Source organism: Kitasatospora sp. NPDC048407, assembly GCF_043200475.1.
Classification (GTDB): Bacteria; Actinomycetota; Actinomycetes; order Streptomycetales; family Streptomycetaceae; genus Kitasatospora.
The window spans coordinates 329,981-351,793 of record NZ_JBICXW010000001.1; the positions used below are offsets into that span (position 1 = coordinate 329,981).

Annotated in this window: 21 protein-coding genes; 12 read left to right on the forward strand and 9 right to left on the reverse strand. The window is 73.2% G+C overall.

Annotation, left to right across the window (positions count from 1 at the left end):
* Positions 1–46: 46 nt before the first annotated feature.
* From ACGFWJ_RS01610 to ACGFWJ_RS01620, 3 genes are read left to right on the forward strand one after another with little or no spacing between them, the layout of a single operon-like run.
* Positions 47–964, forward strand: a complete 918-nt coding sequence (locus ACGFWJ_RS01610) for a phytanoyl-CoA dioxygenase family protein (RefSeq protein ID WP_392944122.1) — start codon at positions 47–49, stop codon at positions 962–964.
* Positions 961–1,962 carry a thiamine pyrophosphate-dependent dehydrogenase E1 component subunit alpha gene (locus ACGFWJ_RS01615; RefSeq protein WP_392944123.1) on the forward strand — a complete coding sequence of 334 codons (1,002 nt, stop codon included), beginning with the start codon at positions 961–963 and terminating at the stop codon, positions 1,960–1,962. Before ACGFWJ_RS01610 ends, ACGFWJ_RS01615 begins: the two co-directional genes overlap by 4 nt.
* Complete coding sequence (locus tag ACGFWJ_RS01620; RefSeq protein WP_387859914.1) at positions 1,959–2,921, forward strand: alpha-ketoacid dehydrogenase subunit beta; 963 nt, start codon at positions 1,959–1,961, stop codon at positions 2,919–2,921. The genes ACGFWJ_RS01615 and ACGFWJ_RS01620 overlap by 4 nt, the downstream gene beginning before the upstream one ends.
* A 114-nt stretch (positions 2,922–3,035) precedes the next feature.
* On the opposite strand, the gene ACGFWJ_RS01625 is transcribed toward ACGFWJ_RS01620, so the two are convergent.
* A complete protein-coding gene (locus ACGFWJ_RS01625; protein ID WP_392944126.1) occupies positions 3,036–4,214 on the reverse strand; it encodes a globin domain-containing protein in 1,179 nt (392 codons plus the stop codon).
* Between the two features lie 161 nt (positions 4,215–4,375).
* Positions 4,376–4,813 (reverse strand): RrF2 family transcriptional regulator, encoded by a 438-nt coding sequence (locus ACGFWJ_RS01630; protein ID WP_392944128.1) that lies wholly within the window; start codon positions 4,811–4,813, stop codon positions 4,376–4,378.
* 260 nt (positions 4,814–5,073) lie between these two features.
* On the opposite strand from ACGFWJ_RS01630, the gene ACGFWJ_RS01635 reads away from it, so the two are divergent.
* A complete protein-coding gene (locus tag ACGFWJ_RS01635) occupies positions 5,074–6,546 on the forward strand; it encodes a carboxyl transferase domain-containing protein (RefSeq protein ID WP_392944129.1) in 1,473 nt (490 codons plus the stop codon).
* Positions 6,547–6,565: 19 nt separating this feature from the next.
* Here ACGFWJ_RS01635 and ACGFWJ_RS01640 read toward each other — a convergent pair whose 3' ends face one another.
* A complete protein-coding gene (locus ACGFWJ_RS01640; RefSeq protein ID WP_392944131.1) occupies positions 6,566–7,834 on the reverse strand; it encodes a tetratricopeptide repeat protein in 1,269 nt (422 codons plus the stop codon).
* Between the two features lie 252 nt (positions 7,835–8,086).
* On the opposite strand from ACGFWJ_RS01640, the gene ACGFWJ_RS01645 reads away from it, so the two are divergent.
* Complete coding sequence (locus ACGFWJ_RS01645; protein ID WP_392944133.1) at positions 8,087–8,368, forward strand: hypothetical protein; 282 nt, start codon at positions 8,087–8,089, stop codon at positions 8,366–8,368.
* 88 nt (positions 8,369–8,456) lie between these two features.
* On the opposite strand, the gene ACGFWJ_RS01650 is transcribed toward ACGFWJ_RS01645, so the two are convergent.
* The 3 genes from ACGFWJ_RS01650 to ACGFWJ_RS01660 form a co-directional block, all read right to left on the reverse strand.
* Positions 8,457–9,467: a questin oxidase family protein gene (locus tag ACGFWJ_RS01650; RefSeq protein ID WP_392944135.1), complete on the reverse strand. Its 1,011-nt coding sequence runs from the start codon at positions 9,465–9,467 to the stop codon at positions 8,457–8,459.
* A 120-nt stretch (positions 9,468–9,587) separates the two neighbouring features.
* Positions 9,588–10,100 (reverse strand): HAD domain-containing protein, encoded by a 513-nt coding sequence (locus ACGFWJ_RS01655; RefSeq protein ID WP_392944137.1) that lies wholly within the window; start codon positions 10,098–10,100, stop codon positions 9,588–9,590.
* A 39-nt stretch (positions 10,101–10,139) separates the two neighbouring features.
* A complete protein-coding gene (locus ACGFWJ_RS01660) occupies positions 10,140–11,222 on the reverse strand; it encodes an alpha/beta hydrolase family protein (protein ID WP_392944139.1) in 1,083 nt (360 codons plus the stop codon).
* A gap of 180 nt (positions 11,223–11,402) precedes the next feature.
* Here ACGFWJ_RS01660 and ACGFWJ_RS01665 point away from each other — a divergent pair, with 180 nt between their 5' ends.
* The 4 genes from ACGFWJ_RS01665 (at position 11,403) to cobM (ending at position 15,436) form a co-directional block, all read left to right on the forward strand.
* Positions 11,403–11,849: a MarR family winged helix-turn-helix transcriptional regulator gene (locus ACGFWJ_RS01665; RefSeq protein WP_387634200.1), complete on the forward strand. Its 447-nt coding sequence runs from the start codon at positions 11,403–11,405 to the stop codon at positions 11,847–11,849.
* 183 nt (positions 11,850–12,032) lie between these two features.
* Positions 12,033–13,226 (forward strand): IS4 family transposase, encoded by a 1,194-nt coding sequence (locus ACGFWJ_RS01670; protein ID WP_392944141.1) that lies wholly within the window; start codon positions 12,033–12,035, stop codon positions 13,224–13,226.
* Positions 13,227–13,433: 207 nt separating this feature from the next.
* Positions 13,434–14,699 carry a precorrin-6y C5,15-methyltransferase (decarboxylating) subunit CbiE gene (gene cbiE, locus ACGFWJ_RS01675; RefSeq protein ID WP_392944143.1) on the forward strand — a complete coding sequence of 422 codons (1,266 nt, stop codon included), beginning with the start codon at positions 13,434–13,436 and terminating at the stop codon, positions 14,697–14,699.
* Complete coding sequence (gene cobM / locus ACGFWJ_RS01680) at positions 14,696–15,436, forward strand: precorrin-4 C(11)-methyltransferase (RefSeq protein ID WP_392944145.1); 741 nt, start codon at positions 14,696–14,698, stop codon at positions 15,434–15,436. Before cbiE ends, cobM begins: the two co-directional genes overlap by 4 nt.
* Positions 15,437–15,574: 138 nt before the next feature.
* Here the strand turns inward: cobM and ACGFWJ_RS01685 are convergent, their stop codons facing one another.
* The 3 genes from ACGFWJ_RS01685 to ACGFWJ_RS01695 are packed head-to-tail and all read right to left on the reverse strand — an operon-like array spanning position 15,575 to position 19,199.
* On the reverse strand, positions 15,575–16,204 hold the full coding sequence (locus tag ACGFWJ_RS01685) for a bifunctional 4-hydroxy-2-oxoglutarate aldolase/2-dehydro-3-deoxy-phosphogluconate aldolase (RefSeq protein ID WP_392944147.1): 630 nt from the start codon (positions 16,202–16,204) through the stop codon (positions 15,575–15,577).
* A gap of 50 nt (positions 16,205–16,254) precedes the next feature.
* Positions 16,255–17,865, reverse strand: coding sequence for an amidohydrolase family protein (locus ACGFWJ_RS01690; RefSeq protein WP_392944149.1), 1,611 nt, complete (start codon positions 17,863–17,865; stop codon positions 16,255–16,257).
* Positions 17,865–19,199, reverse strand: coding sequence for an alanine racemase (locus tag ACGFWJ_RS01695; RefSeq protein ID WP_392944151.1), 1,335 nt, complete (start codon positions 19,197–19,199; stop codon positions 17,865–17,867). Before ACGFWJ_RS01695 ends, ACGFWJ_RS01690 begins: the two co-directional genes overlap by 1 nt.
* A 246-nt stretch (positions 19,200–19,445) precedes the next feature.
* Between ACGFWJ_RS01695 and ACGFWJ_RS01700 the strand changes: the two genes are divergently transcribed.
* Genes ACGFWJ_RS01700 through ACGFWJ_RS01710 form a run of 3 tightly spaced genes read left to right on the forward strand, consistent with a single transcriptional unit; the run spans position 19,446 to position 21,771 of the window.
* Positions 19,446–20,573 carry a sugar kinase gene (locus ACGFWJ_RS01700; protein ID WP_392944153.1) on the forward strand — a complete coding sequence of 376 codons (1,128 nt, stop codon included), beginning with the start codon at positions 19,446–19,448 and terminating at the stop codon, positions 20,571–20,573.
* Complete coding sequence (locus ACGFWJ_RS01705; protein WP_392944155.1) at positions 20,570–21,328, forward strand: IclR family transcriptional regulator; 759 nt, start codon at positions 20,570–20,572, stop codon at positions 21,326–21,328. The genes ACGFWJ_RS01700 and ACGFWJ_RS01705 overlap by 4 nt, the downstream gene beginning before the upstream one ends.
* Before the next feature lie 32 nt (positions 21,329–21,360).
* Positions 21,361–21,771: a RidA family protein gene (locus ACGFWJ_RS01710; protein WP_387859882.1), complete on the forward strand. Its 411-nt coding sequence runs from the start codon at positions 21,361–21,363 to the stop codon at positions 21,769–21,771.
* Positions 21,772–21,813 lie beyond the last annotated feature (42 nt).

A 21,813-nucleotide genomic window follows, 5' to 3' on the forward strand; every position in this document is an offset into this window, starting at 1 on the left:
GCGCGACCACTGACCACGCAACCACTAACCGGAGGGGAGCCCTCAAATGCCTGACACCACCGACCCGTTCGGACTGTCGGAGGAGGAGTCAGCGCTGCTGCCGACCGCCGAGGAGGTGCTGGAGTACGCGGAGCGCGGCTGGTACCTGTCGCGGCGGCTGTTCAGCGACCAGGAGCTGGACGCCCTACAGGCCGCCACCGAGCGCTACTACGCGGGCGAGCGGGTCCGCGAACTGCCCGCCCGGCCGCCGCACTTGGCGGCCTGGACGCCGGCCGACGGGCCGGTGCAGCGACACAACGACTACGTGCACTACGAGCACGCGGAGATCGGCCGCATTCTTCGCAAGCCGCTGCTGGGCGCTGTGGCGGCGCGCCTGGCACAGGCGGAGGAGATCCGGGTGTTCCAGGCGACGCTGATCTACAAGCCGCCGGTGGCGGACGAGTTGAGCAACGTGGTGCCGTGGCACTTCGACAAGCACTACTGGCAGACGTCCACCTCGCAGCGGATGCTAACGGCGTTCCTGCCGTTCCACCACTGCACGGAGGAGATGGGCACCATCACCATGGTGGACGGCAGCCACCGCTGGGAGGAACTCCCCGGCGGCGACGACTCGACCCGGCACTTCGCCGCCCGCGACCGCGCCGAACTCGACAAACTCCTGCGTGAGAACGCCGAGTTCAACGGCGCCGAGGTGCGCACGGTGCCGGTGGAGATCCCGCGCGGGCACGTCTCCTTCCACCACTGCCGCACCTATCACGGCTCCGGCCCGAACCGGTCCGCCCAGCCACGCCGCGCCGTTTCGCTGCACCTGCAGGACGGTTCGAACCGCTACCGGTCGTTCCTGAAGCCGGACGGCTCGCCGGTGGTGTACAACCACGACGCGGTGGTGCGGCGCACGGCGGACGGCCAACCCGACTACGCGGACCCGGAGTTCTGCCCGGTGCTGTGGCGGTCGGGCCGGTGAGCCTGCCGCATTTGGCGGACCAGGCCGGGCGGTACCGGGCGATGCGGCTGATCCGCTCGTTCGAGGAACTGGCGCTGGAGTGGGTGCGCTCGGGTCTGATCGTCGGCGGCACCCACCCGTACATCGGCCAGGAGGCGGTGGCGGTCGGAGTCTGCGCGGCACTCGCGGCGGACGACCAGCTGACGTCCACCCACCGCGGTCACGGGCACGTGCTCGCCAAGGGCGCCGATCCGGGGCGGCTGCTGGCCGAACTGGCGGGTCGGGTAGGCGGGTTGAACCGGGGTCGGGGCGGGTCGATGCACGCCGCGGACTTCTCGCTGGGCATCCTCGGCGCGAACGGCATCGTCGGCGCGGGCGCGCCGATCGCGGTCGGCGCGGCCTGGGCGGCGCAGCGGCAGGGAAATCCCCGGGTGGTGGCCTCGTTCTTCGGTGACGGCGCGCTCAACCAGGGGGTGCTGCTGGAGTCGTTGAACCTGGCGTCGATCTGGCGGGCCCCGGTGCTGTTCGTGTGCGAGAACAACGGCTATGCGACGACGCTGCCGGCCGGTGCGGCGGTGGGCGGTTCGGCGTGCGGGCGGGCGGCGGCGTTCGGCATTCCGGCGGAGACGGTGGACGGGATGGACGTGGAGGCGGTCCGGGCGGCGGCCGAACGGCTGGCGGCCCGGGCACGGGCGGGCGGCGGCCCGGGGTTCCTGGAGTGCCTGACGTACCGCTTCGAGGCGCACCACACCATGGAGCGCCGGTTCCGGCTCGCCTACCGCACCCCGCAGGAGGTGGCGGCCTGGCGCGAACGCGACCCGCTCGTCCCGGCCGCCGCGGCACTGCCCGCCGACGGCGTGGCCGCGATCGACGACGAGGTACGCGAACTCCTCTCCTCGGCCGCCGAGTTCGCGCGTGCCTCGGCGGAGCCGGATCCGGCCACGGCGGGCGACTACTTGTATGCGACCGACCACTTGTACGCGAGCGGGCTGCGGCCCCGGTCAGGAGCGGCACTGTGACCCTGCTGTCGTACGCTAAGGCGATGAACCGGGCGCTGGCGGACGCGTTGGCGGCCGACCCCGCGGTGTGCGTGTTCGGCGAGGACGTGGGCGCGGGCCTGGCCGGGCTGACGTTGGGGCTGCAACAGAGGTTCGGGGCCGAGCGGGTGGTGGACACTCCGCTGTCGGAGCAGGCGTTCACCTCGGCGGGCATCGGCGCGGCGCTGTCCGGGATGCGCCCGGTGATCGAGTTGCAGATCCCGTCGCTGCTGTTCCTGGTGTTCGAGCAACTCGCCAATCAGGCGCACAAGTTCTCGCTGATGACGGGCGGCCAGGCGCGGGTTCCGCTGACCGTGGTGGTGCCGGGTTCGGGTTCCCGCAGCGGCTGGGCGGGCCAGCATTCGGACCATCCGTACGGCCTGTTCGCGCACGTCGGCCTCAAGACGCTCGTACCCGCGACGCCCACCGACGCGTACGGGCTGCTGAGTTCGGCGATCGCGGATGACGATCCGGTGGTGCTGTTCGCCCCGGCGGGCGCGCTGGGCGTCCGGGAGGACGTGACGGCGGCGCTGGCGCCGGTGCCGCTGGGCGTGGCCCGCACGCACCGGACCGGCACGGACGTGACGGTGGTCGCGGTCGGCCATCTGGTGCATCAAGCGCTGGCGGTGGCCGAGGAGTTGGCGGGCGAGGTGTCGGTGGAGGTGCTCGATCCGCGCACCCTGTACCCGCTGGACCGGGCCGCGCTGCTGGCTTCGCTGCGGCGCACCGGGCGGCTTGTGGTGGTGGACGACTCCAACCGCTTCGCCGGGTTCGCCGCCGAGGTGCTGGCGATCGCGGGCGAGGAGGGCCGCCTGCTCGCGCCGCCGCGCCGGGTGACCCGGCCGGACGGTGCGGTGCTGCCGTTCGCCCTCGGCCTGGACCGGGCGTTGCAACCGGACGCCGGGCAACTGCGCGAGGCGATCCGCGACGTCCTGAGATGAGCGCGCCTGCTTTCGGCACCGTCAAAGGCAACGGCCTCCCCGGGGAGGAGAGGCCGTCGGGTCCGCCGCTTCAGCTACCGTGTCCGGCGCGGAAGTTGAGCGACCTCTGGGGTCTTACTGGCCGAGCCACATGTCGGGGCCGAACACCTCGTAGTGGATGTCGGCGGCGGGCACGCCGGCCTCCAGCAGCTGGGTGCGCACGGCGCGCATGAACGGCAGCGGGCCGCACAGGTAGGCGACGGCGCCGGCGGGAACGTCCAGTCCGCTCAGGTCGACCCGGCCGGTGCGGTCGGCCGGCCACTCACCCTCGGGTCGCTCGTACCAGACGTGCGCCTCGGCGTTCGGCAGCTTCGCGACCAGGCCGGAGAAGTCCTCGCGGAAGGCGTGGGTGGACTCCTGCTGGTCACCGTGGACGGCGATCACCTTGCGGGTGGCGCCGGTCTCGGCGAGGTGGTGGAGCATCCCGATGATCGGGGTGCAGCCGATGCCGGCCGAGGCCAGCACCACGGGGCGGTCCTCATCGGCCAGCTGGACGTCGCCGAACGGGGCGCTGACCAGCAGGGTGTCGCCCTGGTCGACGTGCTGGTGCAGGTGCTTGGAGACCTCACCGGCCGGGTCGCCGGCGACGCGCTTGACGGTGATCTGCAGGCCGCCGTCGGGCTGGCCGGACAGGCTGTACTGGCGGATCTGCCGCGCGCCGTCCGCGAGTTCGACCTGCACCGAGACGTACTGGCCGGGCTTGTGCGCCGGGACGGCACCGCCGTCGGCCGGGTGCAGCAGGAAGGTCGCCACGTCGGCGGTCTCGGCGGTGCGCGAGACCACGGTGTAGGGGCGGCGCTCGCCGCGGGTGCCGCTCTCCTCGTACAGGCGCGCCTCGAGGGCGATCAGCGCGTTGGCCATCAGCCAGTACACCTCTTCCCAGGCCTCGGCGACCTCGGGGGTGACGGCCTCGCCGAGCACCTCGACGATGGCGGCGAACAGGTTGTCGTGGACCACCTGGTACTGCGGGGCGGTGATGCCCAGCGAGGCGTGCTTGTGGGCGATGCGGGCGAGCATGGCGTCCGGTCGCTGGTCGGGGTTGTTGACCAGGGCGGTCGCGAAGGCGGCTATCGAACCGGCCAGCGCCGACTTCTGGCTGCCGTCGGCCTGGTTGCCCCGGTTGAACAGGTCGCGCAGCAGCTCGGGGTGAGCAGCGAAGAGCCGGCCGTAGAACGAGCCGGTGATCTCCTCGATGGCCGCCCCCACCACGGGCAGGGTGGCACGCACGGTCTGCGCGGACTTCTCGGACAGCATCCGAAGCTCCAAACTCGCATCTGAGATGCGCATTTTACGGTGTGGAAACACCTACTGTTGACCGCTGACGACTACAGGTGACTGCTACTGACTACTACTGCGCACTACTGACTGCTGAATGTGCACTGTTGACTGTTGTTGATCACCGCTGGTGACCCCGGCTAGCCACGGCCGGGCAGTCCCAGCAGGACCGGGCCGGTCGGCGGACTGACCAGGTCGTTCACGGTCAACGGGTCGAGCGTCGCGAAGAACGCTTCCTGCGCCTGACGCAGCAACCCGCGCAGCCGGCAGGAGTGACGCAGCGGACACGGCGGCTGGTCCTCGCAGCCGACCACATCCCCTGTGCCCTCCAGTTCCCGGACGATCCGGCCGAGCGATCCGTTGCGGCCGGCGGCAGTCAGGGCAAGCCCTCCACCGCGCCCGCGCCGGGCCTCGACCACGCCCAGGTGCTGGAGACGACTGACCACCTTCGCCGCGTGGTTGTAGGGGACGTCGACCGCCTCGGCCACCTCGCGGGTGGTCGGGGTCTGGTCTTCGCCCAGCACCGCCAGGCGCATTGCGATGCGCAGTGCGATGTCGGTGCTCTTGGTCAGCCTCACGGCGCTGACTCTAGCCAATTCAGCATCCTGGATACCAATTAGCCCGGTGTCTGGTGCGTCACGTTCCACCGCCGGGCGCGCTGGGTAGGGCGCGCGAGCCAACCGCCCCACCGGCGGTGATCCGTGTCACCACTGTGCGCCGCACCCGCCGACGGCCCGCGTCCGCCCATAGGCTCTGCACCGGCTTTGCGCCAGCTTTGGGCCGCAACGCCCCTTCCCCCACTTCTGCCCCATCCCCCTGCCTGCGACGGAGGCCCCAGGTGTCGGCACGTCAGCTCCTCGATCTGCTGGTCGATCCCGGCAGTTTCACGTCCTGGGACGAGCCGATCGGCACCGAGCCGGCCGACCCCGAGTACCGGGACGCCCTGGCCCGGGCCCGCGCCCGCACCGGGCTGGACGAGGCGGTGATCACCGGCCGCGCCCTGCTGGACGGCCGACCGCTGGCGCTGATCGCCTGCGAGTTCGGCTTCCTCGGCGGCTCGATCGGCGTCGCCACGGCCGAACGGATCACCCGGGCCGTGGAACGCGCCACCGCCGAGCGCCTCCCGCTGCTCGCCCTGCCGGTCTCCGGCGGCACCCGCATGCAGGAGGGCTCCGCCGCGTTCCTGTGCATGGTCCGGGTCACCGCGGCGGTCCACGCCCACCGCGCCGCCGGCCTGCCGTACCTCACCTACCTGCGCAACCCCACCATGGGCGGCGTGTTCGCCTCCTGGGGCACCCTCGGCCACCTGGTCCTCGCCGAACCGGGCGCCCGGCTGGGCTTCCTCGGTCCGCGCGTCTACGAGGAGTTGCGCGGCGAGCCGCTGCCGCCCGCCGTCCAGCGCGCCGAAACCCTGGCCGCCAACGGCCGGTTGGACGCCATCGTCCCGCCCGACCGCCTGCACGCGTTCCTGTCCCGCGCGCTCACCATCCTCACCACCCGGCCGCCCCGGCCGAGTTCACCGCCACCCGCCGCCCCCGCCGCGACCATCGCCGCCGAGGACGCCTGGGAGTCGGTGCTTCGCAGCCGCCGGCCCGACCGCCTCTCTTCTCTTGAACTCCTGTCCCACACCGCCGAGTTGTTCCTCCCGCTGGACGGCGACAGCGCGCTCGTCCGGGCGCTCGCGCTGATCGGCGGACGCCCGGTGATGGTGGTCGCCCAGCAGCGCTCCGGCCCCAACCGGCCCGAACTTCCCTTCACGGCAGCCGATTTGCGGGCGGTTCGCCGACAGGCGGAGCTGGCCGAGGAGTTGGGAATGCCACTGCTCACCGTGGTCGACACCGTCGGCGCCGAACTCTCCGTCGAGGCCGAACTCGACGGTGTGGCACTGGAGATCGCGCACTGCCTGACCACCCTGGTCGGCCTGCGCACCCCCGTCCTCGCCGTGCTGCTCGGCCAGGGCAGTGGTGGCGGCGCGCTCGCGCTGCTGCCCGCCGACCGCGTCATCGCCGCCCAGCACGCCTGGCTCGCCCCGCTCCCGCCCGAGGGCGCCTCCGCCATCGTCCACCGCGACGGCGAGCACGCTCCTCAACTCGCCCGCGCCCAGGGCATCACCGCCACCGCGCTCGCCGCCACCGGCCTGATCGACCAGGTCGTCCCCGAGACCGACGATCCCGCCGACCTGCGCACCCACCTGGCCACCGCCATCACCCACGCCCTCGCCGAACTCGCCCAACTCCCCACCCCCACCCGCCTCGCGGCCCGCCGGACCCGCAACCGCCACCTCGGCGGCCCGCTCCCCACCACCGGCTGACCGCACCGCTCGCCGCCGGTCAGGGGTGGAACAGCCGGTACAGATCGGGTCGGACCCCCCGCGTGGTCCGACCCTGCTGGAGCAGCGCCACCGCGTCCTGGACGCAGCCGAGTTCGATCAGCTGGCCGGCCAACCGGCGGCGGCAGGACGGGTCATCCGCATGCGGCCGAAGCAGGGCGGCGGCTTCCTCGAACCGCCCCCGGTCGGCGAGCAGTTCGGCGATCTCCTGAGCGGCGGACGGCGGGTCGTCGTCGGGGTACGCCAGAGCCAGCTCGATCGCCTCGTCCAGCAGCCCAAAGTCGGCCATCAGCCTGAGGCGCAAACTGAACAACTCCCACTCCTCTGCGTTTTCATGATGGGCCGTCAGGTCCTCCAGGAGCGCCAGCCCCTCCTGCGGCCGACCGTGGTCGACGTACAGCGCGCACAGGGCCGAGACGATCCAGTCCTCCGCCCCGCCGGACGACTCGACCAGCGCTCGCATCACCGCGATCGCCTCTGCCAACCTTCCGTGCCGGGCCAGGAGTTGAGCGTGCCCGAGGGCCGCGTCCCGCGACTCCCCGGCCGCGCGGTACACGGCGACGGCGCCCGCCACGTCGCCGCGTTCCTCCAGCACCCCGGCAAGATGCAGCGCCGCAGGCCCGCCGGGGTCGGCCGCCGCGTGCGCGCGCAGGTCCTCGAACCGGCCGTGCCGCGCCAGCAGTTCGGACAGCCGGCCTTCGTCGATCGGCTGCTCGGTGCCAAGCAGGGCGATCGCCTCGGCGATCCGGCCCTGCCGCTCCCGGACGGTGGCCAGCAGGCCGAGCGCCGTCCCGGGGTGGAGCCCTCGACAGCACCACGGACTGTCGCACCGGTGCCCGGCCGGGATCCTCGCGGCCAGCAGCGCGGCGGCCTCCTCCTCCCGGCCCGCCACTCCGGCCACCTCGACCATCGCGGCGGCTAGGCCCGCGTCCTCAACTCCCGCGCTCAGCAACGTGAATGCCTCGACGCCACGCCCCTGCCGGGCCAGCAGCCGACCGAGGAACTCCAGCGGACGCCCACCGGCCCTCGCATGCCGACGGACCAGCGCGCTCGCCTCGTTCGGCCGTCCCCACTCCTCCAGCAGCTCCGCCTGCGCCTCGACGGCCGGCCACCACTCCGACTCGACGTACGGCACCAGCACCGCAAGCGCCTCCGCCTGCCGCCCTTGCTCACCCAGCACCCGCGCCCACGCCCGCGCGCAGAACCGCTCCCCCTGCCGGGCCTGGACTTCCACCTCCTCCGCGTGCCCGAGCTCGAGCAGCCGGACCACCAGGGGCGGAGGAATCGTCCCGGCACAACGATCAAGATCAGCAGCGTCCACGGCAGCGCACGCTAGCGCCACCGACCGACAGTGGCGCAGCCCCGGGAGTCCGGCCTGTCGGCCACCACCCCCAGGACCCTTGCACGCTCGCCGATTCGAGCGATTGGCGGTTCCGTTCGGGGACGAACCGGCCGTGCGGGGAATTCCCCGTTCGAAGAGGCACCCGCTCCCAGCCGGGCGCCCTCGGAAGGGAGAACAGTCATGCGTCGTCGTCTCACGGGAATCGGCCTGCTGGCCGTCGCCGGCGTGCTCGCCCTCGCCGTCCCCGCCCAGGCCGCCACGGGCACGCTGATCGTGAACGGGGTGTCCCACCACAACCCCGCGCGGGGCTGCTACAGCACCACGTCCCCGGTGACCATCACGAACTTCACCAACTCGGCCGTGCTGGTGCACGCAGCCGCGAACTGCCAGGGACCGGTGACGGCGGAGGTGGATCCCGGAATGTCCAAGCACGCCGTCGGGACGAGCTACTTCGTCCTCTGAGCCGCGCTGCTGAGGCACGCTGCGCCGGAGTGGGAAGCCGGCCGTTCCGACCTCCCACTCCGTCTCGTCCGACCCTCCGCCCGTCCGATCATCCGATCGGAGCGGTCAACTCCATGGCGCGCACCGCCGCCGCCAGCGCGGGCCCGTCGCCCACGTCCAGGGCCGTGTCCGTCAACTTGATGACGTGTTCGTCGCCGTGCGACAGCGCCCGCTCGACGACCTCGTCGGGGGTGAGGTCGTCGAGCGGCACGCACCGGACCGCCTCGGCCGGCGCGTACATCGCGGTCACGGCCGCCGAGGCCGTCCAGGCGGCCCGCAGGCTCGACGGCCACAGGGCGTGCGGCAGAGCGGGCAGGGTGCGCAGGACGGCGTTGGGAGCCGTGGCCGCGTGGACCAGCATCGTCTCCTCCCCGTGCCCGTGGGTGGCGTACCGGTGGGTTGCCGCCCGCACCAGTTCGACGAGCCGGCGGTGCGCCTCGGCCGGTTCCATCGCCGTGGCCGCCCACACCGGCAGGGCCCTGACGTGGTCGAGCCGGGCCGGGAAGCCCCCGTCCTGGACGGCGATCCGCGGCACCAGCCCGAGGGCGGCGGCCGCGCTGTCGGCACCGGGCAGCGGGGTGAGAGCCGCGACGGGCCGGTGGCGGGCGGCCCAGTAGCCGAGGCCGTGGGCGAGCTCGGCCAGCCGGGGTTCGGTGACCGCGCCGGACAGCAGGGTGCGCACGGCGTGGCCCACCCGGATCACGGGGTGGGTGGAGCCGCCGTAGATCCCGGGCAGCAGGCGGGGCCACCACTCGCCGAGCACCTCGCGCCACGGACGTTCCGCGACCTCGCGCTCGAAGAAGCCGATCCAGTCGGCCGCACGGCGCGGATCACCCAGCGCCTCGTGCCAGTTGACGGCCGTGACCCGCTCGACCCCGGACGGGAACTCCTCCAGCATGCGGGCGTACCGGTCGAGCCAACCGTGCACCGCATCCGCCCGCCCGCGGGCGGCGAGGGCCTCCACCGCCATCGGCGCGTGATTGGTCAGCCGCCCGAGCCGCTCGGGCCCCGAGCGGTGCAGGCGTTCGAGCGCCTCGTCCAACGTCCCTGTGACATCCATGCTGGGGACGGTACGCAGAACCGCCAGGCCCGCATAACGGACTGAAGACGTAGGCCTCGTCCTCGGATCGGCCCAGGTCGTGGGACCGATGCCCCGCCCGACCGACCTTGAGGCCCGCCGTCAGGCCGGGTGGCGCAGCCAGTCCTCGAGGATGGTGAAATCCCGTTCGGTCAGGCCGAGTTCGGGGTTGACGCGGTGGAGCAGCGCCGGGCCGGGGTGGTGGTGGGCGACCCACTCGCGGTCGGCTTCGGTGATCTCGTCGTCGACCCAGGCGAACGGGGTTCCGGCGGCGTGGGCGGTGAGTGCGGGGGTCTTCCAGTGGACGCCGGGCGGGAGGCGGGGGGTGGTGTGCGGCGGGTCGGGCAGGACGGGGAGTGCGGGGAGGCCGAGCAGCGGGGCGATGCAGGTGTTGGCGTCGTCGAACCAGGTGGTGGCCCAGATCAAGTGGCAGGGCAGTTCGGCGAGTTGGTGGCCGACGGCGGGGTCGAGGCGGGCCAGCAGGGGGTTGGACTCGCCGGTCAGTTCGCGGATCCGGCGCGCCGTCAGGTGGGTGCGGTGGCGGGCGGGGTCGCCGCCGAACGGGATCAGTGGGCCGTCGACGTCGAGGTAGAGCAGGGGCAGCGGAGACTCCATCCGGTCGATGATGCCGGGGCGGAGGCTCCGCCGCACCTGTCATGCCGACCGCAGCGTCTCGGCCAGCCAGTCGGCGGTGTCCGGCAGCCACTCCGACTGCGCGTTGCCGAGCAGGTGGTTGCCGTACGGGACGTACAGCAGCTCGGCGTGCGGGAGGTCCGCGGTGAGCGCTTCGGCGTTGGTGAAGCCGGGGATCCGGTCCTCCCCGCCCTCGACCAGCAGCAACGGACAGCGCAGGTGCGGTGCGAGCGCGGCCAGGTCCAGGCCGTCGACGAATGCGCGCGCGGCGTCCGCGTTGCCGCACCGCTGGCCGAGGGTGGCGGCGACGAACGGGACGAGTCCGTCCCAGTCCAGCCGGTACGGGCCGCTGACCAGCGCGGCGGCGCGCACCCGCCGGTCGTGGGCGGCGACCCGTGCGGCGAGGTATCCGCCGAGGCTGAGGCCGACCACGGCGATCCGGCCGAGGTCGATCGGCGCCTCGCCGGCCGCGGCGACGTCGGCGAGCGCGTCCAGGGCACGGACGACCGCGCGGCGGTGGCCCTCCGCGTCCAGCAGCGTCTCGGTGGCCAGGACTCCCTGGCCGGGTCCGTCGATCGCCAGGACGGCGACGCCACGCCGGAGCAGCGCGTCCGCGAGGGCGTGGAACTCCTCCTTCGAGGAGTCCATGCCGGGGATCACCACCGCGACCGGAAAGCGCTTACCCTCTGCCTCCGCCGGGGTCCGCAGCCATCCGGTGAAGCCGTCGCCGGACAGGCGGCGGGCCTGCGGTTCGAGCAGGGCCAGCGACTGTTCCATCGACCGGTCCGCCTCCCTCGCGACCTCCGTCGCCCGCTCCCGGTCCGGGTCGGGCATCAGGGCCGCGAGGTGGAACCAGCGGGCGGCCAGGCGGTGGCGCTCGCCGGCCGTCCGGGTGCGACCGGCCTTGGCGGCCTGTTCTGCAGCGGCGCGGTGCCGGAGTGCGGCCGCACGGCAGACGTCGGGCCACTGGAGCATCGACTCCAGCGGCGCGGTGACCCGGTCGTACTCGTGCAGGTCGACGCCCGCACCGTGGGCGCGTGGGCGGGTCTCCGCGGTGAAGCCGGCGGCCATACCGGGGGCGGAGAGAAAGGAGAGGTCGGTCATCGGTGTGCGGCCCTCCGGGGCACGGGTGTCAGCCGGGCTGACAGATCGACAAATCAACATGCTGGGAGGAACGGCAGCGGCACAGCATCCGCTCCCCCGCATGCTCAACACCCCGATCATCATCAATCAGTTGATGACTGTCAACGCTTATACGTCGACCAGCCCTTGTAGCATCGCCGCATGGGAATGCCTGCCAGTGACCGTCTCGGCATCGATCTGAACCTCGCCGTCCAGGAGCTGCTGGCCGCGAAACGCACCGCCGTCGAACCCGCCGGACTGACGGTGCCGCAGTACGCGGCCCTGTTCATGCTTGCCGAGAACGCGGGCATCAGCGGCGCCGCGCTCGCCCGGGCCTGCCAGGTCACCCCGCAGGCGATGGCCATGACGCTCAAGCACCTCACCGAACGCCGCCTGGTGGAACGCGCCCCGCACCGCTGGCACCGCAACATCCTGGCGACCCGTCTCACCGACCGCGGCCGCGCCGCGCTGGAACTCGCCGACGACCGCGCCAGCGCCATCGAGGAGGCGCTGTCCGAGGAGTTCACCGCCGCCGAACGGGACCAGCTGCGCCACCTCCTGGCTCGCGCCATCAGCGCCATCCGTTACGCCGCCGACGACCTCGACTGACAGTGAGGATGCGCGGTGCCTCCTCCGCCGGGTCCGACCACCGCCCGGCCCGGAACCACCGCCAACAGACCTCCGGCCGCCGCGCGTTGCGGAGCCTGGCATCCCGGGCCGGGTTCGCGGTGACTTCGCTGTGGGCGGCTCGTTGAACGGGTCGTGCCAGTGCCAAGGCAGACCAACGCACCGATGGACATCCGGCCTGCGGAGCGTGCCGCGCTGGGGATACTGACGCGCGCCTTCCCGCCCGAACTGGTCGACCAGGTACTGATCGACTGTGGACGGGTCGAGCAGCGCAGCCGCCTGCTGCCGGCCCGCGTGGTGGTCTACTTCGTGCTGGCGATGGCGATGTTCGCCGACCTCGGCTACCCGGACGTCGCCCAACTGCTGGTCAACGAGCTGGAGCGGGAACGCTGGTGGCCGAGGACCCGCCAGTTGCCCACCCCCGCCGCGATCGGCCGGGCCCGGCTGCGGCTCGGCCCGGAACCGCTGCGCCGCCTGTTCGAACGGACCTGCCCGCCGCCGGCCGGCCGGACCATCGCCGACGCCTGGTATCGCGGCAAGCGGCTGGTCGCCCTCGACGGCACGATCCTCGACGTCCCGGACACGCCGCCGAACGCCGCACACTTCGGCCGGACGCTCGGCAGCACCGTCCGGAAATCCGTCCGCACCACCGCTCCCCGCACCACCGGCGGTCCTCCCGCGCGGCCCGCCGTCCCGGAGCCGGTCAACTACCCGCAGGCCAGGGTCAGCGCCCTGGTCGAGTGCGGGACCCACACCACACTCACCGCCGACGTCGGCCCGCTCTCGACCCACGAGCGCGCCCTCGCCGCAGCCATCTACCCGACGCTGACCCGCGACATGCTCGTGCTCGCCGACCGCGGCACTACCGATCCGGCGATCTGGCACGCTGCCCGCGCAGGCGGTGCCGACCTGCTCTGGCAGGTGCCCGGCAGCCTTCAACTCCCGCTCGCCGCACGCCTGGACGACGGCTCCCGTCTGACCGGTCCGACCGGCGCGGCCGACCCGACCGGACCGGCTCGCGAACACGCCTGCCCCGCCCAGGTCCGCGTCATCGACTACACCCTCGACACCGACCGCCGCAGCGCCCCGCCGCACCGCCTGCTCACCAGCCTGCTCGATCCGGCCGCCGCCCCGGCCGCCGACCTCGCCGCCCGCTACACCCACCAGTCCCGCACCGGAACGGCGCTCGACCACCTGACCCCGCCTCAACCGGCCCAGACCCTGCGCTCCCGCCACCCCGAGGGCATCGAGCAGGAGATCTTCGCCCTGCTGCTCCTCCACCGCACCTTCCCCACCGCCCCCACGGTGCCGACCACGTCCACGCCGCCCACCGTCCAACTGGTGTCCACGCCCGACTGACCGCGCGCCGCGCGGCTCCGGGAGCCGGGGAGCCCGGGAGCGGGGGAGCCGGGGAACCCGGGAGCGGGGGAGCCGGGGAACCCGGGAGCCCGGGAGCTCCGGTGTGGCCAATGTCGCACGGTGGATCTCCGCAGCTCGTGGGGGGTATGACGGTCTACTGCCGGTAGGCTGCGGCTGCCGGTCCCCCGAGCTGTGAGGAGTTTGCGCGTGTCTGCGATCACCGTGGTGGGGGTCGGTGCGGACGGCTGGCCGGGGCTGTCGGAGGCGGCCCGGGCGGCGTTGCACACGGCGGAGGCGGTCCTGGGCGGAGCCCGGCAGCTGGCGCTGCTGCCCGCCGAGGTGACAGCGGATCGCGTGCCGTGGCCGTCGCCGTTGCGGCCGTCGGTGCCGGGGCTGCTGAATCGTTTCGCGGAGCGGCGGCTGGTGGTACTGGCGAGCGGCGATCCGATGTTCTACGGGATCGGCCGGACGCTGATCGAGTGCGGCGTCCCGGCCGAGTCGCTGCGGGTGCTGCCGCATCCGTCCTCGGTGTCGCTGGCGTGCGCCCGGTTGGGCTGGCCGGTCGAGGAGACCGAGGTGGTGACGCTGGTCGGCCGCGCCCCCGAGACGCTGCACGCCGCGCTCTACCCCGGCCGCCGAATACTGGTGTTGAGCGCGAACGCCTCGACCCCCGCACTGGTGGCGAAGCTGCTGACGGAACGCGGCTTCGGCCCGAGCCGGATGCGGGTGCTGGAGCAACTCGGTGGCCCGGCCGAGACGGTGCGCGAGGGCCTGGCGGACGACTGGTCGCTGCCACCGGGCGATCCGCTGAACGTGCTGGCGATCGACTGCGCGGCTATCGACCCGAACTCGCCACGCCAGCAGCTGACTTCCGGCCTGCGCGACGAACTCTTCGAATCCGACGGCCAGTTGACGAAGCGTCATATCCGCGCGGCGACGCTGGCGGCGCTCGGCCCGGCGCCGGGCGAACTGCTCTGGGACATCGGCGGCGGCTCGGGCTCGATCGGCATCGAATGGCTGCGGGCGCACCGCAGTTGCCGGGCCGTGAGCGTGGAGCGCGACCCGGTGCGGGTGGAGCGGATCGTCCGCAACGCGGCGTCCCTGGGCGTACCCCGGCTGCGGGTGGTGCACGGCGCGGCGCCGGCTGCGCTGGCCGAACTGGACGTCCCCGACGCGGTGTTCATCGGCGGCGGGCTGACCGTGCCGGGCGTGCTGGAGTCCTGCTGGTCGGCGCTGCGCCCGGGTGGGCGGCTGGTGGCGAACACGGTGACGCTGGAGTCGGAGGCGCTGCTCACTCAGTGGTACCGGCGCCACGGCGGGGAGTTGGTGAAGCTGAGCGTCGCACACGCGGTGCCGGTGGGCGGGTTCACGGGGTGGCGGCAGGCGATGCCGGTCACTCAGTGGAGCGTGGTCAAGGGCGGCGGCGCCGGGATGTCCGGTGCGGCCGAGGAACTCGGAGGAGCAGCGAAGTGACGGTCTATTTCATCGGTGCCGGTCCGGGTGCGGCCGATCTGATCACGGTGCGCGGGCAACGGACGCTGGCGGCGTGCGGGGTGTGCCTGTACGCGGGGAGCCTCGTCCCGCAGGAGCTGCTGGCCGACTGCCCGCCGGGGGCGCGCCTGGTGGACACCGCGAACCTCGACCTCGACCAGATCATCGCGGAGATCGTCCGCGCGCATGCCGAGGGCCAGGACGTGGCACGGCTGCACTCGGGCGACCCGTCGGTGTTCTCGGCGATGGCCGAGCAGATGCGTCGCCTGGACGCGGCGGACATCCCCTACGAGGTGGTGCCGGGCGTCCCGGCGTTCGCGGCGGCCGCGGCGGCCCTGAAGCGGGAGCTGACGGTCCCGACGGTCGGCCAGACGGTGATCCTGACCCGGGTGGCCCGGCAGGCTACGCCGATGCCGCCCGGCGAGGAACTGTCCGTCCTCGGCAGGAGCGGCGCCCTGCTGGTCCTGCACCTGGCGGCCCGCTACGTCGACAGCGTGGTGGACGAACTCCTCCCCCACTACGGACCGGACTGCCCCGCCGCCGTGGTGGCCATGGCCAGCCGCCCCGACGAGCTGATGCTGCGCGGCACCCTCGGCGACATCGCCACCCAGGTCAAGGCCGCAGGCGTGCTCCGCACCGCCGTGATCATCGTCGGCCACACCCTGGCCGCGACGGAGTTCCGCGACAGCCACCTGTACTCGACCACCCGCAGCCGGTAAGCGCTTTCCCGCTCCCTCCGGGGGCGACGGCGGGGCGGCGGGACGGCAGGGGAGGCGGGACGGCAGGGGAGGCGACGGCGGGACGGCGAGTAAGCGCTTTCCCCGCCCCCTCCGTCGCCGCGCCCGGCCCGGCCGTTCTCAGCCGAGCGAGGCGATGAACGCCTTCGCGCGGCGGGTGATCTCGCCCCAGTCGCCGTCGGCAACGGTCTGCGGGGGGACGACGTCGGTGCCGGCGCAGACGGCGAGGGCGCCGTGGTCGAGGAAGGCCCTGGCGTTGGTGGCGTTGACGCCGCCGGAGGCGACCAGGGGGATGCCGGGGTACGGGCCCTGGAGGTCCTTGAAGTAGCCGGGGCCGAAGGTCTTCGCGGGAAAGATCTTCACGGCGGCGGCGCCGAGGTCGAGCGCGTCGGCGACTTCGCTGGGGGTCAGCGCGCCCATCACGACGGGGATTTCGGCGTCGCGGGCGACGGCGGCGACGGCGGGCCGCAGGCCGGGGGTGACCAGGAAGCCCGCGCCGGCGTCGATGCCTTCGCGGGCCTGCTCGGCGGTGAGCACGGTGCCGACGCCGATCCGGCAGCCGGCCTTCGCGGCGGCGGCGACGTGGCGGGCCACGTCCGGTGTGGTGAAGGTGAGTTCGGTCCAGGCGATGCCGCCTTCGGCGAGCGCTTCGCACAGCGCGACCGCGTCCGGGATGACCGGCGCCCGCACCACGGCTATCACGGGCTGTGCGGCCAACGCCGCGCGCAGGTCGGTCACTTCGGTTCCCATACTCCCCAACTCCTGTTTCCTGAGATACATCCGACTGGCCTGATGGATCGTCAATTCACCGCCCGTACAAGGCCGTCCGCGTCACGCCGCAGCGCCCGCCCGGCCAGGTCGCCGGTCGGCTTGCCGTCGGTGAGGGCGGGAATGCCGCCGACCAGGACGTGCGCGATGCCGTCTGCGGGCCGGCGGGGATGGTCGAAGGTGGCGGTGTCGCGGACGGTCCCCGGGTCGAAGAGGACCAGGTCCGCGTGGTGGCCGGGGCGGATCAGTCCGCGCCGGTCGAGGCGCAGGCGGCGGGCGGGGCGGCCGGTCATCCGGGCGATCGCTTCTTCCAGCGTCAGGACGCCCAAGTCCCGGCTGTAGTGGGCGAGGTAGCGCGGGAAGGTGCCCCAGGCGCGGGGGTGCGGACGGGCGCCGACGAGCAGGCCGTCGCTGCCGACGGTGTGCGCGGGGTGGCGCATGATGGCGCGGACGTTCTCCTCGTGGCCGACGTGCTGGAGGATCGTGGTGCCCAACTGGTCGGCGAGCAGCAGCCCGAAGAACACCTCGGTGCCGGTGAGTCCCTGTTCGGCGGCGAGTTCGGAGACCTTCCGGCCGACGACGCCGGCGAGCGCGGTGTTCCGGACGCCGGAGATCTGGATGGTGTCCCAGTCGGTGACCACGCCGTGGCAGCCGTCACTGCCGTGCTCCTCGACGTCGGCACGGATGCGTTCGCGCGCGGCGGGGTCGGCGAGGCGGGAAAGGGTGGCTTCGGGGCCGCCTTCGGTGGCCCAACTGGGCAGCAGGGCAGCCAGGGTGGTGGATCCCGGCAGGTAGGGGTAGCTGTCGAGAGTGACGTCGATTCCGTCGGCGAGGGCGGTGTCGACCAGGGCGAGGAACTCCTCGGCGCGGCCCTCGTTGACGCCGAAGTTCATGGTGGCGTGGGTGAGGTGCAGCGGGCAGCCGCTGCGCCGGGAGATCTCCACCATCTCCGCGTAGCCTTCCAACGCGCCTGCGCCGTAGGAGCGTTGGTGCGGTGCGTGGTAGCCGCCGCGGGCGGCGACGATCCGGCACAGTTCGACGAGTTCGGCGGTGTCGGCGTACATGCCGGGGGTGTAGGTGAGGCCGGTGGACATGCCGACCGCGCCGTCCGCCAGCGCCTGGTCCAACAGGGCGCGCATCCGGTCGAGTTCGGCGTCGCTGGGGGCCCGGTTGTCCCAACCCATGGCGAGCATCCGGATGGTGCCGTGCGGGGCGAGGTAGCAGGCGTTGACGCCGATGGACCGGTCGAGGCGGTCGAGGTACTGGCCGACGGTGCGCCAGTTCCAGTCGAATCCGTCGGGATCGCCGTTCCAGCCTGCGAGTTGGCGGCGCAGCGCGGCGAGTGTGGTGTCGTCGGCGGGGGCGTAGGACAGTCCGTCCTGGCCGAGGACGTCGAGGGTGACGCCCTGGGTGATGCGGGAGGGGTGGTCGGGTTCGACGAGCAGGCTCAGGTCGGAGTGGGCGTGCAGGTCGATGAATCCGGGGGCGAGGACGAGGCCGTCGGCGTCGATGGTGCGGCGGGCGGTGAGGCCGTGGCCTATCTCGTCGATGTCGCCGTCGGAGGCGATGGTGACGTCGGCGCGGTAGCGGTCGGCGCCGGTGCCGTCGATGACGGTGGCGCCGCGCAGCAGGAGTTCGGGCATCAGAAGTATGTCCTCACCAGGTCGACGACGCGCGGGTGTTCGGCGTCGGCGTGGTCGAGGACGGGGATCAGGGTCCACTTGTCGAAGGCGGTGCAGGGGTGGGAGAGGCCGAGTCGGAGGACGGCGCCGATCGGGGCGGCGTCGCCGGCGCCGCGCAGGAAGGTGTGCTGGTCGTTGAGGGCGGTGACTTCGGCTCCCTTCAACTCGCCGCCGCCTCGGACGAGTTGCGGTTCGGGCAGTCCTTCGTCGAACGGCAGGTCGCGCTTTCCGGCGTCCAGCAGGGCGAGTTGGGGTTCGGGGTGGGAGACGACGCGGGCCCAGCCGTGCATGGCGGAGTGCAGGGGGGTGGCTCCGGTGGTGCGGGCGAGCGGGGAGATGCCGCGGTAGAAGCCGTCGTCGTGGGCGAGGTAGGCGCCGGCCCGGACGATGACGCGGGTGCCGGGGATTTCGGCGGCGAGCGGGGTCAACTCCTGGGCGACGGTGTCGAAGTAGGCGCTGCCGCCGGCGGTGACGATGGGGGTGGGGGTGCGGTAGCCGGGGGCGAGGCGGCGGTGCAGTTCGGCGAGGTCGCGCAGGTAGTCGCGGACGGTGGCGAGGGCGCGGTCGGAGGCGTCGTGGGCGAGGGCGCCTTCGTAGCCGCCGACGCCGGCCAGTCGGAGGGTGGGGGCGGCGTGCACGGCGGCGGCAACGTCGAGGGCGGCGGGGATGCCGCGGGCGCCGGTGCGGCCGCCGGGGCCGCCGAGCTCGACCAGGACTTCGACGGGGCGCTTCGCGCCGGCGGCGCGCAGGGCGGCGTCCATCTGCCGGGCGCTGTCGGCGGAGTCGACCCAGGAGGTGAAGGCGAACTCGGGGTCGCGGTCGAGTTCGGCGGCGAGCCAGGCGAGGCCGGCGGGGTCGAGCAGGGTGTTGGCGAGCAGCAGGCGCTGGACGCCGAAGGCGCGGGCGACGCGCAGTTGGGGCAGGTTGGCGAGGGTGATGGCGTGGGCGCCGGCGGCGAGTTGGGCCTGCCACAGGGCGGGGGCCATGGTGGTTTTGCCGTGCGGGGCGAGCAGGACGCCGGCGTTACGGCACCAGGCGGCCATGGTGCGCAGGTTGTGGTCGAGCGCGGCGGCGTCGAGGGTGAGCAGCGGGGTGCCGAGGGTGTCGAGGGTGGGGCCGGTGGCGAGCCAGTCGCGGACTGTGCGGCCCGAGGCGTCGGCGGGGACGGCTTTGAAGCGCCAGTCGAGTGTCTCGTCGGCGAGGGCTGCGACGGCGGCCGTGTCGATGCCGGGCCCGTGGGCGGGGTCCGCGAAGGAGTGGTGTCCGGTGTGCTGGTGTGCCGCCGCGTTGCTCATGGCTGTGCCTCCGTTCCGGTCCCGGCCCGCCGACGAGCTGGGATGTTGCAACATGTGCAACCTCTATTGCGCATGTTGGTGTTACGGTTCTAGCATTCACGCCGGACGGCGGTCAACGGACCGCGACGCGGCCCGTCCACCCTCCCACCAGGCACGCAGTACCGGGGCTCACCGCCGAGTACCGGTCACGCGGGCCGCTGTTGGCGGGAGCGGGGGCGTGGGCCCGAGGGTGAGGGAGCGGGATTGATGGCGGATCAGGACGGCGGGGCGGCGGTCGCCCGGGCGGTGTGCCTGGGTGAGTCGATGGCGGCGCTGCTGCCCGACCGGCCGGGACCGTTCGAGGCCGTCGGCGCGTTCCGGCCCTCGGTGGGCGGCGCCGAGTCCAATGTCGCCGCGGCGCTCGCCGGGCTCGGTGTGCCGACCGCCTGGATCAGCCGGGTCGGCGCGGACGGTTTCGGCCGCCGCCTCACCGGCGACCTGGCGGCAGCGGGCGTGGACGTCTCCGCCGTCGCCGTGGACCCGCACCGCCCGACCGGCGTGTACCTGAAGGAGACCGGCGGCTCCGCCCTCCCGCACGACCTCGGCGCGGGCCGCTCCCGCCTGCACTACTACCGCTCGGGTTCGGCCGCGTCCGCGCTCTCCCCCGCCCTGCTGGACGACCCGGCGGCCGCCGCGCTGCTGGACCGGGCGCCGCTGCTGCACCTGACGGGCATCACGCCCGCCCTCTCCGACGACTGCCTGGAACTGGTCCGCGCTCTGCTGGCCCGCCGCCGTCCGGGCCGGCTGGTCTCCTTCGACCTCAACTGGCGCCCCGTGCTGTGGCGCCGGCGCGACCCGTCGGTGCTGCCCGCCCTGCTGGACGCCGCCGATGTGCTGCTGCTCGGCGCGGACGAGGCCCAGGACGCGTTCGGCACCGGCGATCCGGCCGCACTGAGAAAGCGCTTTCCCTCTCCCTCCGTGCTCGTCGTCAAGGACGCCGGGCACCTCGTCACCGCGCTCGACCGGAACGGCGGCTCGGTCACCGAACCCGCGCTCGCCGTCGAGGTTGTCGAACCCACCGGCGCGGGCGACGCGTTCGCGGCCGGCTACCTCGCCGGGACCCTGCGCGGGCTCGACCAGCGTTCCCGGCTGCGGCTCGGCCACCTCGCGGCGGCCAGCGCGCTGACCGCGCCCACCGACCACGGCACCCTCCCGGACGCCCGCACGGTGGCCGCGCTGCTCGCCGCCGACGAACGGGACTGGGCGGCGACCCGCGTCTGCGCGTCCGGCATCGTCTCCCCCGCGCTCGCCGCGGACCCGACAGCGGCGACGGACGCCGGAGCCCGTAACCTCCCCGAAGCCCTCGAAACCCTCGGAACATCGGGACACCCATGAGTCAGACCGTCACCCGCGCCCTGCGCCTGCTCGCCGAACTCGGCGAGGGCGAACGCTCCCTGGACCAGCTGGCCGACCTGATCGGTGTGCACAAGACCACCGTGCTGCGGCTGCTGCAGACCATGGAGGAGGAACGGTTCGTCTACCGCGACGCCCAGTACCGCTACCACCTGGGCGCGGGCCTGTTCGCGCTGTCCACCCTCGCGCTGGAGCAGCGCGGCATCCGGCGCACCGCCGCACCGCACCTGGCGGAGCTGAACGCCGCGACCGGCCAGACCGTGCACCTGGCCGCGTACGAGGGCGGCGAGGTGGTCTACATCGACAAGTACGACTCGCGGCACCCGGTGCGGATGTACTCGCGGATCGGGCTGCGGGCCGCGCTGCACAACACGGCGGTGGCGAAGGTGCTACTGGCCGACCTGCCGCCGGTCGAACGCCGCCGGGTGGTGGACACCATCGAGTTCACCGTCCACACGCCCAACACCATCACCAGCCGGCCCGCCCTGCTCGCCGAACTGGAGCAGGTCGCCGCGCAGGGCTGGGCGCAGGACCACGCCGAGCACGAGGCGTTCATCAACTGCGTGGCCGCGCCGATCCGGGACGTCTCCGGCCGGGTGGTCGCCGCCGCGTCCATCTCCGTACCGGACGTCGTCCTCCCCTACGAGCAGGTCCTCGACCTGCTCCCCCAACTGCTCGCCTGTACCCGGGCGATCTCCGCCGACGCGGGCCTTCCCGCCCGCGGGAACCTTTCCTGACGCACCGTCAACTTCTCTTTGGAGCACCGCACATGAGCGACAAGACCGAGATCCGCACCGACGGCGCGCCCGCCCCGGCCTGGATGTTCTCGCAGGGCGTCCGCAAGGGCCCGATCCTCCAGGTCTCCGGCCAGGGTCCGCAGGACCCGGCCACCGGCGAGTACCTGCACCACGGTGACGTGAAGGCCCAGACCCGCCGCACCCTGGAGAACGTCAAGGCCATCGTCGAGGCCGGCGGCGCGACCATCGAGGACGTCGTGATGTTCCGCGTCTACCTCACCAAGCGCGCCGACTTCCCGCTGATGAACGAGGTCTACGCCGAGTTCATCGACGAGAACATCAAGCCGGGCGGCGTCAAGCCGTGCCGCACCACCATCTTCGTCGAACTCCCGCAGGAGCCGATGCTGGTGGAGATCGACGCCCAGGCCGTCGTCACCGACTGACACCGCCCCGCGCCGCCCCCGCGCCACCCACCGGGCTCCGAC

Excerpts from the sequence above, each read along its gene's own strand:
- ACGFWJ_RS01705 (WP_392944155.1), top strand. The coding sequence starts at position 20,570 with ATGAGTCAGACCGTCACCCGCGCCCTGCGCCTGCTCGCCGAACTCGGC.
- ACGFWJ_RS01650 (WP_392944135.1), bottom strand. The coding sequence starts at position 9,467 with ATGGATGTCACAGGGACGTTGGACGAGGCGCTCGAACGCCTGCACCGC.
- ACGFWJ_RS01610 (WP_392944122.1), top strand. The coding sequence starts at position 47 with ATGCCTGACACCACCGACCCGTTCGGACTGTCGGAGGAGGAGTCAGCG.
- ACGFWJ_RS01645 (WP_392944133.1), top strand. The coding sequence starts at position 8,087 with ATGCGTCGTCGTCTCACGGGAATCGGCCTGCTGGCCGTCGCCGGCGTG.
- ACGFWJ_RS01625 (WP_392944126.1), bottom strand. The coding sequence starts at position 4,214 with ATGCTGTCCGAGAAGTCCGCGCAGACCGTGCGTGCCACCCTGCCCGTG.
- ACGFWJ_RS01685 (WP_392944147.1), bottom strand. The coding sequence starts at position 16,204 with ATGGGAACCGAAGTGACCGACCTGCGCGCGGCGTTGGCCGCACAGCCC.
- ACGFWJ_RS01660 (WP_392944139.1), bottom strand. The coding sequence starts at position 11,222 with ATGACCGACCTCTCCTTTCTCTCCGCCCCCGGTATGGCCGCCGGCTTC.
- ACGFWJ_RS01690 (WP_392944149.1), bottom strand. The coding sequence starts at position 17,865 with ATGCCCGAACTCCTGCTGCGCGGCGCCACCGTCATCGACGGCACCGGC.
- ACGFWJ_RS01695 (WP_392944151.1), bottom strand. The coding sequence starts at position 19,199 with ATGAGCAACGCGGCGGCACACCAGCACACCGGACACCACTCCTTCGCG.
- ACGFWJ_RS01655 (WP_392944137.1), bottom strand. The coding sequence starts at position 10,100 with ATGGAGTCTCCGCTGCCCCTGCTCTACCTCGACGTCGACGGCCCACTG.
- ACGFWJ_RS01710 (WP_387859882.1), top strand. The coding sequence starts at position 21,361 with ATGAGCGACAAGACCGAGATCCGCACCGACGGCGCGCCCGCCCCGGCC.
- ACGFWJ_RS01670 (WP_392944141.1), top strand. The coding sequence starts at position 12,033 with ATGGACATCCGGCCTGCGGAGCGTGCCGCGCTGGGGATACTGACGCGC.
- ACGFWJ_RS01665 (WP_387634200.1), top strand. The coding sequence starts at position 11,403 with ATGGGAATGCCTGCCAGTGACCGTCTCGGCATCGATCTGAACCTCGCC.
- ACGFWJ_RS01700 (WP_392944153.1), top strand. The coding sequence starts at position 19,446 with ATGGCGGATCAGGACGGCGGGGCGGCGGTCGCCCGGGCGGTGTGCCTG.